The sequence below is a fragment of the Actinophytocola sp. genome, from assembly GCF_050699935.1.
Taxonomy (GTDB): Bacteria; Actinomycetota; Actinomycetes; order Mycobacteriales; family Pseudonocardiaceae; genus Actinophytocola.
Genome location: NZ_JBOHGB010000045.1, coordinates 1 through 12,818, shown reverse-complemented (window position 1 = coordinate 12,818; position 12,818 = coordinate 1). Strand labels below are relative to the sequence as shown.

The window sequence follows — 12,818 nt, the reverse complement described above, 5'->3', positions numbered from 1 at the left end:
GGAAAGTCAACTACCGTGGGCGCCATGGTCGCGGCGGTCCTGATCGACATCGACGGCGTGCTGACCCTGTCGTGGAAGCCGCTGCCCGGTGCGGTCGAGGCACTGAACAGGCTGCGCGTCCCGTACGCACTGGTGACGAACACGACCTCGCGCACCCGCGCGTGGATCGCCGGCGCGCTTGCCGACGGCGGGTTCCGGGTGCGGCTGCGGGACGTGTTCACCGCGCCGGCCGTGACGTCCGGGTACCTCGTCGAGCACCACCCCGGCGCCCGGTGTCTGCTGCTGAACAGCGGCGACATTCTCGAAGACCTGACCGGGCTGACGCTCGCCCCGCCCGATGCGTCCACCGTGGACGTCGTGCTGGTCGGCGGGGCGGGGCCGGAGTTCGACTACGCGACGCTCAACGCGGCGTACCACCACCTGCAGCGGGGCGCCACGCTGGTGGCGATGGCCCGCAACCTGTACTGGCGTACCGAGGACGGCCTGCGGCTGGACGGTGGCGCGTTCCTGGTCGGCCTGGAGCAGGCGGCGGGTGTCGAGGCGACCGTGGTGGGCAAGCCGGCCCCGGAGTTCTTCGAGACGGCACTGCTCGGCCTGCGCACCCCGGCGGCCGACGCGGTGATGGTCGGCGACGACCTGGACACGGACGTACTGGCCGCCCAGCGCGCGGGCCTGACCGGCGTACTCGTCCGGACGGGCAAGTTCCAGCAGCGGAGGCTCGACGCGTCCGACGACCAGCCGGACCACGTGATCGACTCCTTCGCCGACCTACCGGCCCTGCTGGACGAGCTGACCTGACGGCATCAGCCCCTCGGGGAACAATCGGAAGGCTGCACAGTGCGCCGGGCGGACGACCGAAGTGCCGCCGGTCGACCGTGGCGATCTCCATGATCCGCAGCCGCTCGGCCAACGCGACGATGGATGCGTCCGCCCCGCCGAGACCGGCTTTCGTCAGGTGGGCGTACTGACGCACCAGCTCGGGCCATGCGGTTCATGTCCCGCTCCGTCGGTTTGGCGAGCACCACATGCCCGGCGGCAAATGACTCCAGGAAGGATGCCTCGACCTCCGGACTGCGGTCCCGCGCCAGGAAATAGGAGACCTCGGTCACCACCAACGGCGAGACCAGAAAGTGCGTACGCGACTGATCCCACAGTTCGACGCAGCGGTCATGGAAGTCGTCGTCGGCGTTGTAGAGGGCGATGAGCACGCCCGCGTCGACAAGGATCACGCGTCTCGCTGGCCCAGCTTGTCGCGGAGCGTCTCCTTTGCGCGGGATGCGAAATCAGGTCCCAGGTGACCCGCCCCGATCCATGCCGGCCGCGGCGTGTCCACGTCGCTCAGTGTACGGCCCGGGTCAGAACGGCCAGCCGATGACCGGGAGGCCGAGGGCGGAGTCCACGGCGAGCGCGACGAACACCAACATCAGGTACGTGTTCGACATGTGGAACAGCCGCATCGGCCTGCCCGGCTCGCCTCGCCGCACCGCCGCGTAGAGCCGGTGTGCCACCACGAGGAACCAGCCGCCGGACACGGCCGCGAACGTCGCGTACACCCAGCCCGTCGCCGGGACGAGGAGGAAGGTCCACAGGACCATCACCCACGAGTACGTGATGATCTGGCGCACCACGCGCTCCGCGGTGGTCACCACCGGGAGCATCGGCACGCCGGCCCGGGCGTAGTCGTCGCGGAACTTCATCGCCAGGGCCCAGAAGTGCGGCGGCGTCCAGAAGAAGATCACGCCGAACATGACCAGCGCGGGCCATTCGACCGACCCGGTCACCGCCGACCAGCCGATGACCACCGGCATGCAGCCGGCCGCGCCGCCCCACACGATGTTCTGCGCGGTCCGTCGCTTGAGGAACATCGTGTAGACGAAGACGTAGAACAGGATCGCGCCGACCGCCATGGACGCGGCCAGCAGGTTCGTCGTCGGCCAGAGCCAGGCGAACGAACCGACGCCGAGGAGCACGCCGAAGGCCAGAGCGTTGCGCACCGGCACGCGGTGCCTGGGCAGCGGGCGCGAGCGGGTGCGCTTCATGACCGCGTCGATGTCGGCGTCCACGACGCAGTTCAGCGCGTTGGCCGAGCCGGCCGCCATGGTCCCGCCGAACAGCGTGGCGAACACCAGCCACGGCGACGGGATCCCGCGCGCCGCGAGCATCATGGCCGGCACCGTCGTGACCAGGAGCAGCTCGATGATCCGCGGCTTGGTCAGCGCGATGTACGCCAGCAGCACGTCCCTGCGGCGACGCGTGCCGCGAGCGGCATCGGCGGCAACGCTCACCGGCGGCATGGAGCTCCCCATCGTCAGTCTCGGCAACAGCTGAATCGTAGCCGCGCGACCATGACCGGCCGCCCTCGGGTGGCTTCGTTAGTCTTGGGCGCTGACGAGGTACTACGAGGTGAGACGCGCGCGTCGACCGGTCGAGGGGCCGCGACTCGCGAGCCGCTCGCACGTCCACGCAGTCGACTCAATGGGAGCCTTGGTCCGTGTCCATCAGCAGTGACGAACTCGCCCGCCTGACCGCCCGGAACGTCCCGGAAGACTGGACGGATCTCGACACCCGCGCGGTCGACACGATCCGGGTCCTGGCCGCGGACGCGGTGCAGGAGACGGGCAACGGCCACCCCGGCACGGCCATGAGCCTCGCGCCGACGGCCTACGCCCTCTACCAGCGGGTCATGCGCCACGACCCCAACGACCCCGACTGGATCGGCCGGGACCGCTTCGTGCTCTCCGCCGGCCACTCCAGCCTCACGCTCTACCTGCAGCTCTTCCTCTCCGGCTACGGCATGGAGATCGGGGACATCAAGGCGTTGCGCAAGTGGGGCTCCACGACGCCCGGCCACCCCGAGCACGGCCACACCAAGGGTGTCGAGATCACCACCGGACCGCTCGGGCAGGGCATCGCCTCCGCGGTCGGCATGGCCATGGCCAGCCGGCGCGAGCGGGGCCTGTTCGATCCCGACGCCGCCCCGGGCAGGAGTGTCTTCGACCACTTCGTCTACGTGATCGCCTCCGACGGCGACATCGAGGAGGGCGTGTCCTCCGAGGCGTCCTCGATCGCCGGCCGCCAGGAGCTCGGCAACCTCGTGGTGATCTACGACGACAACAAGATCTCCATCGAGGACGACACGAACATCGCGCTCTCCGAGGACACCGCCAAGCGCTACGAGGCGTACGGCTGGCACGTCCAGGTCGTGGAGAGCGGCGAGGACGTCACCGGCATGCTCGCCGCCATCGAGGCCGCGAAGGCGGAGACGACCCGGCCCTCGTTCATCCTGCTCCGGACGGTCATCGCCTACCCGGCGCCCAACAAGATGAACACCGGCAAGTCGCACGGCTCCGCGCTCGGCGCGGACGAGGTCGCCGCGGTCAAGAAGATCCTCGGCTTCGACCCGGACCGGAAGTTCGTGGTCGAGCCCGAGGTGCTGGCCCACACCCGGATGGTGGCCGAGCGCGGCAAGCAGGCCCGTGCCGAGTGGGAGGTCGCGTTCGACGCCTGGGCGCGGGCCAACCCCGAGCGCAGGGAGCTGCTCGACCGGGCCACCGCCTACCGGCTGCCGGCCGGCTGGGCCGAGAAGCTGCCCGCCTGGGACCCGGATCCGAAGGGCATGGCCACCCGCAAGGCGTCCGGCGAGGTGCTGAGCGCGCTCGCGGACGCCCTGCCCGAGCTGTGGGGCGGCTCCGCGGACCTGGCGGAGAGCAACAACACCACCATGAAGGGGGCCGACTCCTTCGGCCCGCACCAGGCGTCCACAAAGGAATGGAACGCCAACCCGTACGGGCGCACGCTGCACTTCGGCGTCCGCGAGCACGCGATGGGCTCGATCCTCAACGGGATCGTGCTGCACGGCCCGACCCGCCCGTACGGCGCCACGTTCCTGGTGTTCAGCGACTACATGCGACCGGCGGTGCGGCTCGCGGCACTGCAGCAGCTGCCGGTCACCTACGTGTGGACGCACGACTCGATCGGCCTCGGCGAGGACGGCCCGACCCACCAGCCGATCGAGCACCTCGCCGCGCTGCGGGCGATCCCGGGCCTGGTGATGCTCCGCCCGGGCGACGCCAACGAGACCGCGGCCGCGTGGCGGGCGATCCTCGAGCAGTCGTCCCACCCGGTCGGCCTGGCACTGACCAGGCAGAGCCTGCCGGTGCTGGAGGGCACGAAGGACCTGGCCGCGCAGGGCGTGCGGCGGGGTGGCTACGTGCTCGCGGACGCGTCCGGCGGGACGCCGCGGGTGGTGCTCATCGGCACCGGCTCGGAGCTGCAGCTGGCGGTCGAGGCACGGAAGATCCTCGAGGCCGACGGCGTTCCCACGAGGGTGGTCTCGATGCCGTCCGTCGAATGGTTCGACGCGCAGGACGAGCCCTACCGCGACGAGGTGCTGCCGCCGTCCGTGCGGACGCGGGTCGCCGTGGAGGCCGGCGTCGCGCAGCCGTGGCACCGGTTCGTCGGTGACGCGGGTGAGGTCGTGTCGATCGAGCACTTCGGCGCGTCGGCGGACTACCAGACACTGTTCCGCGAGTTCGGCTTCACGTCCGACGCGGTCGTGACCGCCGCCCGCAACTCACTACAGCGAACGGAGGGGTGACCAGTGATTGAGCCGTGCGGCTCCCGACCGCACCCAAGGAGAACGGGACGCAACCCAGCCACAAGCACGCGCCGAAGCGAAGGGCGCCAACCGAAGGCGACCACAAGGGTTAATTCCGGGGAGGCGGAACAAGTATGAGCGACAATCTCGCTACGCTGTCCGAGGCTGGAGTCTCCATCTGGCTCGACGACGTGTCCCGGCGGCGGCTCACCACCGGCAACCTGGCCGGGCTGGTCCGCGACAAGCACGTCGTCGGCGTCACCAGCAACCCGACCATCTTCGCGAAGGCGCTCTCCGGCGCGGCTGACTACGACGACCAGGTCCGCGAGCTCGCCGCCCGCGGCGCGTCGCTTTCCGCCGCGGTCAAGGAGATCACCACGACCGACATCCGCAACGCCTGCGACCTGTTCCGCGACGTGTGGCAGGCCACCGGCGGCGTGGACGGCCGGGTGTCCATCGAGGTCGACCCGCGGCTCGCGAACGAGACGGACAAGACCGTCGCCGAGGCGCTGGACCTGGCCAAGACCGTGGACCGGCCGAACCTGCTGGTGAAGATCCCCGCCACGAAGGCGGGCCTGCCGGCGATCACCCGCACGCTCGCCGAGGGCGTCAGCGTCAACGTCACGCTGATCTTCTCGCCCGCGCGCTACCGCGAGGTGATGGACGCGTTCCTCGCCGGCCTGGAGCAGGCGAAGGCGAACGGGCACGACATCTCGACGCTCGCCTCGGTCGCGTCGTTCTTCGTGTCCCGTGTGGACACGGAGGTGGACAAGCGGCTGGACGCGATCGGCACGGACGAGGCGAAGGCGTTGCGGGGCAAGGCGGCCGTGGCCAACGCACGGCTGGCCTACGCGGCGTTCCAGGACGTCTTCGGCACCGAGCGCTGGCAGGCGCTGGCCGCCGCGGGCGCCAAGCCGCAGCGTCCACTGTGGGCGTCCACGGGCGTGAAGAACCCCGACTACGCCGACACGATGTACGTCGACGAGCTCGTCGTGGCCGACACGGTCAACACGATGCCGGAGAACACGCTGCACGCGGTCGCCGACCACGGCAAGATCGACGGCGATACGGTGACCGGCACCGCGGGCGAGGCCCAGCAGCTGTTCGACGCCCTGTCCGCGACCGGGATCGACGTCGCCGACGTCTTCGTCACGCTCGAACGGGAGGGCGTGGAGAAGTTCGAGAAGTCGTGGCTGGAGCTCCTCGAGACGGTCGACGGCCAACTGAAGGCAGCGACGACAAACCCGACAGGGAGCTGATCACACATATGACACAGCCGGACGAACGGCCCGCGGAGCCGGCCGGGACGGCGCAGGAGCGGTTGCTGGCCGAGGCCATGCCGCTGATCGGGCAGCTGGTCGCGGAGAAGGTGGCGTCCCGGCTCTTCGCCCAGGACGCCACGCTGTGGGGTCCGGAGGCGGAGCCCGAGGCGTCGATCCGCCTGTCCTGGACGACCCTGGACGAGACCTCGGTGCCGGTCGTCCGCGAGGTCGAGGCGCTGCGCGACGAGCTGCGGGCCGAGGGCCTGGACCGCGTCGTGCTCGCCGGGATGGGCGGCTCGTCGCTCGCCCCCGAGGTGATCACGAACACCGCGGGCGTGCCGCTGGTCGTCCTCGACACCACCGACCCCGGCCAGGTCGCCGACGCGTTGGAGGGCGACCTGGCGCGCACGGTGCTCGTCGTGTCGTCGAAGTCGGGGTCCACGGTGGAGACCGACAGCCACCGGCGGATCTTCACCGAGGCGTTCACCGCGGCGGGCATCGACGCCGCGTCGCGGATCGTCGTGGTCACCGACCCGGACTCGCCGCTGGAGAAGGCGGCCACGGAAGCGGGCTACCGCAAGGTGTTCCGGGCCGACCCGCACGTGGGCGGGCGCTACTCGGCGCTCACCGCGTTCGGCCTCGTGCCCGCCGGTCTCGCCGGCGCCGACCTCCGCACGCTCCTCGACGAGGCACACGTCACCGCGCCCAAGCTCGCGAGCGACGTCGAGGACAACCCGGCGATCCTGCTGGCCGCCGCGCTCGGCGCCGCACACACCCGCGGCGCGGAGAAGATCGTGCTGGCCGACACCGGCTCGGACATCACGGGCTTCGGCGAGTGGGCCGAGCAACTGATCGCCGAGTCCACCGGCAAGAACGGCACCGGGCTGCTGCCGGTCGTGGTGGAGGGCCCGGACAGCCCCGGGTTCGCCGACGCCCGCGAGGACGCCACGGCGGTCGCCATCGGCCCGCCACCGAAGGGCGTCCTGCTGGCCACCGAGGGCACGCTCGGCGGGCTGTTCCTGCTGTGGGAGACCGCCACCGCGATCGCCGGGCGGCTGCTCGCGATCAACCCGTTCGACCAGCCCGACGTCGAGGCGGCGAAGCAGGCGGCCCGCTCGCTGCTGGACGCACCGTCCGCGGACACCACGGCCGCGTCCTTCGTGGACGGTCCGGTCGAGGTGTTCGCACCGGAGGGCCTGCTGCCGGCGGGCACGAGCACGCTGGCCGGGGCGCTCACCGCGTTCCTCGGCACCATCCCGGACTTCGGCTACCTCGCCGTGCAGGCCTACCTCGACCGGATCGCCGACGCGTCCACGGTGGTGCTGCGGGGCGAGCTCGCCCGGCGCACGGGCGTGCAGACCACGTTCGGCTGGGGCCCGCGGTTCCTGCACTCGACCGGCCAGTACCACAAGGGCGGTCACCAGAACGGCGTGTTCCTCCAGCTCACCGGCGCGGTCACCGACGACCTGAAGGTGCCGGGCCGGCCGTACACCTTGGGCACGCTCCAGCGCGCGCAGGCGATCGGCGACGGCCAGGTGCTGCGTGAGCACGGGCGCCCGGTGCTGCGGCTGCACCTCACCGACCGGCCCGCCGGCCTGGCCCACCTGGTCAACGCGATTCAGGAGGTAGGCGCATGACACTCTTTGCGTCAGCCCCAAGGTCAAATCAACCCGAGCGCTTGCCAACCGCACCTCAGGGGAACGTGACGCAAACCAGCCACAAGTACGTGACCCAACAGAACCTCTCGTCCCCCAACGCGACCACAAGGGTTAAATCCGGGGAGGCGGGATGACTTGGCAGAATCCGCTGCGTGACGAGCGGGACAAGCGGCTGCCCACGATCGCCGGGCCGTGCGGCCTGGTGATCTTCGGCGTCACCGGCGACCTGTCGCGCAAGAAGCTGATGCCGGCGATCTACGACCTGGCCAACCGGGGCCTGCTGCCACCGGGCTTCTCGCTGGTCGGCTTCGCCCGGCGGGACTGGGCCGACGAGGACTTCGGGCAGGTCGTGCACGACGCGGTCAAGCTGCACGCGCGGACCCCGTTCCGCCAGTCGGTCTGGGACCGGCTGGCCGAGGGTTGCCGGTTCGTGCAGGGCTCGTTCGACGACGACGGCGCGTTCGACAACCTGGTCACCACGGTCACCGACCTCGACCGCATTCGCGGCACGGCCGGCAACCACGCGTTCTACCTGTCGATCCCGCCGGCCGCGTTCCTGAAGGTGATCAAGCAGCTGGCCCGCACGGGCTTGGCGGCGCCCACGCCGGACCAGTGGCGGCGGGTGGTCATCGAGAAGCCGTTCGGCCACGACCTGGCGAGCGCCAAGCAGCTGAACAAGATCGTCAACGACGTCTTCCCCGAGGAGTCGGTGTTCCGCATCGACCACTACCTCGGCAAGGAGACCGTGCAGAACATCCTGGCGCTGCGCTTCGCGAACCAGCTCTTCGAGCCCATCTGGAACGGCAACTACGTCGACCACGTGCAGATCACCATGGCCGAGGACATCGGCCTCGGCGGCCGCGCGGGGTACTACGACGGCATCGGCGCCGCGCGCGACGTGATCCAGAACCACCTGCTCCAGCTGCTCGCGCTGACCGCGATGGAGGAGCCGATCTCCTTCGACCCCAAGGCCGTCCGCGCGGAGAAGGCGAAGATCCTGGCCGCCACCAAGACGCTCGGCCCGTACTCGGAGACGACCGCGCGGGGCCAGTACACCGGCGGCTGGCAGGGCGGGCAGAAGGTCCCCGGCCTGCTCGACGAGGAGGGCTTCGCGAAGGACTCGACCACCGAGACCTTCGCCGCGATCGAGCTCGCTGTCGAGACCCGCCGTTGGGCGGGCGTGCCGTTCTACCTGCGTACCGGAAAGCGGCTGGGCCGGCGGGTCACCGAGATCGCCGTCGTGTTCAAGCGCGCCCCGCACCTGCCGTTCGACAAGACGGCCACCGAGGAGCTCGGCGAGAACGCGCTGGTGTTCCGGGTCCAGCCGGACGAGGGTGTCACCATGCGGTTCGGCTCGAAGGTGCCCGGCTCCACCATGGAGGTCCGGGACGTCAACATGGACTTCAGCTACGGCCACTCGTTCACCGAGTCCTCGCCCGAGGCCTACGAGCGACTGATCCTGGACATGCTGCTCGGCGAGCCGTCGCTGTTCCCGATGAACGACGAGGTCGAGCGGTCCTGGGAGATCCTCGACCCGGTCATCAAGTCGTGGCACGCGAGTGGGCGGCCCGAGCCCTACGCGGCGGGCACGTGGGGACCCGACTCGGCCACGAAGATGCTCACCCGCACCGGCCGGCACTGGAGGCGTCCGTGATCATCGACCTGCCCGCCACCACGACGTCACAGGTGAACAGCAAGCTCGTGACCCTGCGGGAACAGGGTGGCGCGAACACGATCGGCCGCGTGCTCACGCTGGTGATCGTCACCGACGACAGCGAGCGCACCGAGGAGGTCATCGACGCGGCCAACCACGCGAGCCGTGAGCACCCGTGCCGGGTGATCGTGGTGGCGCGCGGCGCGAAGAAGGCGGCGACGCGGCTGGACGCCCAGATCCGCGTGGGCGGCGACGCGGGTGCGAGCGAGGTCGTGGTGCTGCGGCTGTACGGCGCGCTCGCGAACGAGGGCGCCTCGTGCGTGGTGCCGATGCTGCTGCCGGACGCACCGATCGTGGCGTGGTGGCCGTTCGAGGCGCCGCCCGTGCCGGCGGAGGACCCGATCGGCCGGCTCGCCACGCGGCGGATCACCGACTCGGCGGCGTCCCGGAACCCGAGCAAGGCCCTGGAAGCACGCGTCAAGTCCTATGTGGACGGTGATACGGATCTCGCGTGGACCCGGCTCACGTTGTGGCGCGCGGTGCTCGCGTCCGCGCTGGACCTGCCGCCGTACGAGCGGGTCACCGCGGCCACGGTGACCGGCGAGGGCGACTCGCCGTCGGCGGACCTGCTCGCGGCGTGGCTGGCGTCGCGGCTGCGGCTGCCGGTGCGACGCCAGCGGGCCCGCTACGGCGAGGGCATCGTGAAGGTCGAGCTGGAGCGCAAGTCGGGCGCGGTCGAGCTGCACCGTCCGGATGGGACGGTCGGCGAGCTGACGCAGCCGGGCCAGCCGGCCCGGCGCGTGGCTCTCCAGCGCCGCCCGGTGCGCGACTGCCTCGCCGAGGAGCTGCGCCGCCTCGACGCGGACGAGATCTACGAGCTGGCGCTGAAGGGATTGGGCAAGGTCGAGCGGCGCGCCCGCACGAGCAGCGCCACGAAGTCCGCCAAGACACCGGCCAAACCGAAGGCCAAGGCCGGGACCAAGACATGACACCCCGTTGCCAACCGCACCTCAGGGGAACGTGACGCAAACCAGCCACAAGTACGTGACCAAACAGAACCCTCCATCCCCAACGCAACCGCAAGTTTGAATTCCGGAGAGGCGGAACAGTCATGGCCACGCAGATCGTCGCGTACCGCAGCCCGGAGCTGCTGGCGGCGGCGACTGCGGCACGCCTGGTGACCCGCCTGGTCGACGCCCAGGCCGCCCGCGGCTGGACGTCGGTGGTGCTGACCGGCGGCCGTACCGGCGTCGCCGTGCTGGAGCAGCTGCGCGCGGCGCCGGCCCGGGACGCCGTCGACTGGTCCCGGATGGACATCTACTGGGGGGACGAGCGCTTCCTGCCGTCCGGCCACCCGGACCGCAACGAGACGCAGGCGCGCGCGGCCCTGCTGGACCACGTGCCGGTGGACCGGTCCCGGGTGCACGCGATGGCCCCGTCGGACGCCGGGCAGACGCCGGAGACGGCCGCCGAGGCGTACTCGGAGCTCCTGGCCGCGGCCGCGCAGCCGGAGGACCACTACCCGGTGCCGAGCTTCGACGTGTGCCTGCTGGGGGTCGGCGAGGAGGGCCACACGGCGTCGATCTTCCCGGGCTCGCCGGCGGTCTACGAGACCGAGCGCTCGGTCGTCGCCGTGCACGGGTGCCCGAAGCCCCCGCCGGTGCGGATAAGCCTGACGCTGCCCGCGATCCGCCGGGCCGCGGAGGTCTGGCTCGTCACGACCGGCGAGAGCAAGGCCGCGGCAGTGGCGATGGCCCTGGGCGGCGCCGGCGAGGTGGCCCTGCCGGCCGCCGGCGCGCGGGGACAGCGGCGCACGCTGTGGCTGCTGGACCGGGCCGCGGCCGCGAAGGCCCCCGGGATGTCCTCTCCTCCGCTGGCCTGACGCCCTCGGCCGCGGAGTCAACAGCCGAGTCGACGGCCGACTCATCGGCCGGCTCCCGAGATTCGGTGCGGAAATGACGACAGGGACGTCGAATTATCGCCACAAAATGGAGCGAATCCATTTTCGGACGGCCGTCCCATCCCCGATGAGCTGCAAAAATACGCTCACCCGACCGGACCAGTCATACTCCTCGATTCGGCGTCCACGCACGTCCGAATGACGCAAACCGGTAACTGGTGATTTGCTCCAGCACAGTTATCTGTAATGAAACGTCCCAAACGGACGATGCTTCTGTCTTCAATAGTGCGGAGCAACTCTCCGGAGGGAGGTCGACCATGTCGCCACGGCAACAGCACCACCCTGCCACAGCCCGCCACAGTGTGCTCGCCGGGATGCAGCTGCCGCGACAACGCGGCGGCAACCGCGAGCCGCCCGTGCGAGACTCCGCCGCCGAGGGAGAGGCTAGTACCCAGACAGGAGGTAGTGACCTGGCTGCGTCACCGCTCGTCTCGCCGATCGACGAGTTCCGGCTCATTCCCCGCCCCCGGCTCATCAACCGTGCGCTCCCGCGCTGGGTCACCGCCTTCCGGGCGAGCGAGCGTGCCAAGAACATCGCCTCCGACGTCGTCGCGGTCGTGCTCGCCGTGCTCGACGTGTGGCTGGTGATCCCCGAGGAGGCCCCCGGGTACTCCCTATGGCTTTCCGGTGCCGCGGTGGCCGCCATGGTCATGCGCCGGCACGTGCCGTTCCTGGCCGTGCTGGTGACCGTGCCCGGCTTCCTCACCGGCTGGTCGCAGCTCGCCGCGATGCTCGCGCTCGGCACGCTCGCCAAGCGCCGCGGCTGGGGCTGGCAGCTGGTGGTCAGCTCGATCCTGGTGTTCTGCTGCTACTTCATCATCTGGCCGCTCGAAGAGTTCGTCATCATGACGTGGCGCGAGCATGCCCTCGACGTGATCTGGGGCGTCATCGTGGCCGGCATGCCGGTGGCCATCGGCCTGTTGATCACCGCGCGCAAGGAGCTCTCCGAGCGGATCACCGACCTGGCCAACAGCCGGGAGCGGGAGAAGGCGCTGTACGCGGAGACCGTGCGAGCCGCCGAGCGGACCAAACTGGCGCGGGAGATGCACGACGTCGTCTCCCACCAGGTCACGCTCATCGCCATGCAGGCCGGGGCACTGCAGGTGGCGTCGAACGACCAGGAGTCGAAGGAGACCGCGACGACCATCCGCCGCCTGTCCACCCGCACGCTCGAGGAGCTGCGCAGCCTGGTCGGCGTGCTGCGCTCGGAGGACAGCGAGAAGCAGCAGCCCGGCCTGGCCGAGCTCGGCGACCTGGTGCGCAATTTCCGCAGTGAGGCGGTGCCGGTGGCGTTGGACGTCAAGGCCGTGCCGTCCCGGTTACCGCGTTCGGTGTCGCACGCGGTGTACCGGACGGTGCAGGAGGCCCTGACCAACATCCGCAAGCACGCGGCCGGCGCTCGCGCGTCGGTGAAGGTGATGGCTCAGCACGACACGCTCGTCGTCGAGGTGCGCAACGGCCGGGCGGGCGCCCGGCAGCCGACGCTGCCGTCCGGCGGGCACGGACTGATCGGCCTCCGGGAGCGAGCGGGGCTCCTTGGCGGCACGTTCCAGGCGGGACCAACCTCCGAAGGCGGGTTCCGCGTGTCGGCCACGTACCCACTGGCCGGCTGACAGCCCGGGCCCCGGCAGCTGGCCTCCCCCCTCACCGGCTGCCGGGGCCCGCTCCACACGTACGGAGAAGGGCG

At 70.7% G+C, this 12,818-nt stretch carries 10 protein-coding genes; 8 read left to right on the top strand and 2 right to left on the bottom strand.

Translation table 11 applies throughout. The features are described from left to right. Positions 1 to 24: 24 nt before the first annotated feature. Complete coding sequence (locus ACRDTB_RS16710; RefSeq protein ID WP_431431239.1) at positions 25 to 798, top strand: HAD-IIA family hydrolase; 774 nt, start codon at positions 25 to 27, stop codon at positions 796 to 798. A gap of 5 nt (positions 799 to 803) precedes the next feature. On the opposite strand, the gene ACRDTB_RS16705 is transcribed toward ACRDTB_RS16710, so the two are convergent. Further along, positions 804 to 1,208, bottom strand: a complete 405-nt coding sequence (locus tag ACRDTB_RS16705) for a PIN domain-containing protein (protein ID WP_431431290.1) — start codon at positions 1,206 to 1,208, stop codon at positions 804 to 806. Between the two features lie 147 nt (positions 1,209 to 1,355). After that, positions 1,356 to 2,294: a heme o synthase gene (locus ACRDTB_RS16700; protein WP_431431288.1), complete on the bottom strand. Its 939-nt coding sequence runs from the start codon at positions 2,292 to 2,294 to the stop codon at positions 1,356 to 1,358. A 197-nt stretch (positions 2,295 to 2,491) separates the two neighbouring features. Here ACRDTB_RS16700 and tkt point away from each other — a divergent pair, with 197 nt between their 5' ends. From tkt to ACRDTB_RS16665, 7 genes are all read left to right on the top strand, one after another. Further along, a complete protein-coding gene (tkt, locus tag ACRDTB_RS16695) occupies positions 2,492 to 4,597 on the top strand; it encodes a transketolase (RefSeq protein WP_431431238.1) in 2,106 nt (701 codons plus the stop codon). Positions 4,598 to 4,731: 134 nt separating this feature from the next. Continuing rightward, on the top strand, positions 4,732 to 5,856 hold the full coding sequence (gene tal, locus ACRDTB_RS16690) for a transaldolase (RefSeq protein WP_431431237.1): 1,125 nt from the start codon (positions 4,732 to 4,734) through the stop codon (positions 5,854 to 5,856). A gap of 8 nt (positions 5,857 to 5,864) precedes the next feature. Next, positions 5,865 to 7,496 carry a glucose-6-phosphate isomerase gene (locus tag ACRDTB_RS16685; protein WP_431431236.1) on the top strand — a complete coding sequence of 544 codons (1,632 nt, stop codon included), beginning with the start codon at positions 5,865 to 5,867 and terminating at the stop codon, positions 7,494 to 7,496. Between the two features lie 151 nt (positions 7,497 to 7,647). Next, a complete protein-coding gene (gene zwf, locus ACRDTB_RS16680) occupies positions 7,648 to 9,171 on the top strand; it encodes a glucose-6-phosphate dehydrogenase (RefSeq protein WP_431431235.1) in 1,524 nt (507 codons plus the stop codon). Next, complete coding sequence (opcA, locus tag ACRDTB_RS16675) at positions 9,168 to 10,160, top strand: glucose-6-phosphate dehydrogenase assembly protein OpcA (protein ID WP_431431234.1); 993 nt, start codon at positions 9,168 to 9,170, stop codon at positions 10,158 to 10,160. The genes zwf and opcA overlap by 4 nt, the downstream gene beginning before the upstream one ends. Positions 10,161 to 10,282: 122 nt before the next feature. After that, positions 10,283 to 11,053, top strand: a complete 771-nt coding sequence (gene pgl / locus ACRDTB_RS16670) for a 6-phosphogluconolactonase (RefSeq protein WP_431431233.1) — start codon at positions 10,283 to 10,285, stop codon at positions 11,051 to 11,053. 335 nt (positions 11,054 to 11,388) lie between these two features. Then, entirely contained in the window at positions 11,389 to 12,744 is a 1,356-nt protein-coding gene (locus ACRDTB_RS16665; RefSeq protein ID WP_431431232.1) for a sensor histidine kinase, read from the top strand. Positions 12,745 to 12,818: the final 74 nt, after the last annotated feature.

Excerpts from the sequence above, each read along its gene's own strand:
- ACRDTB_RS16710 (WP_431431239.1), top strand. The coding sequence starts at position 25 with ATGGTCGCGGCGGTCCTGATCGACATCGACGGCGTGCTGACCCTGTCG.
- ACRDTB_RS16700 (WP_431431288.1), bottom strand. The coding sequence starts at position 2,294 with ATGCCGCCGGTGAGCGTTGCCGCCGATGCCGCTCGCGGCACGCGTCGC.
- tal (WP_431431237.1), top strand. The coding sequence starts at position 4,732 with ATGAGCGACAATCTCGCTACGCTGTCCGAGGCTGGAGTCTCCATCTGG.
- ACRDTB_RS16685 (WP_431431236.1), top strand. The coding sequence starts at position 5,865 with ATGACACAGCCGGACGAACGGCCCGCGGAGCCGGCCGGGACGGCGCAG.
- zwf (WP_431431235.1), top strand. The coding sequence starts at position 7,648 with ATGACTTGGCAGAATCCGCTGCGTGACGAGCGGGACAAGCGGCTGCCC.
- pgl (WP_431431233.1), top strand. The coding sequence starts at position 10,283 with ATGGCCACGCAGATCGTCGCGTACCGCAGCCCGGAGCTGCTGGCGGCG.
- ACRDTB_RS16665 (WP_431431232.1), top strand. The coding sequence starts at position 11,389 with ATGTCGCCACGGCAACAGCACCACCCTGCCACAGCCCGCCACAGTGTG.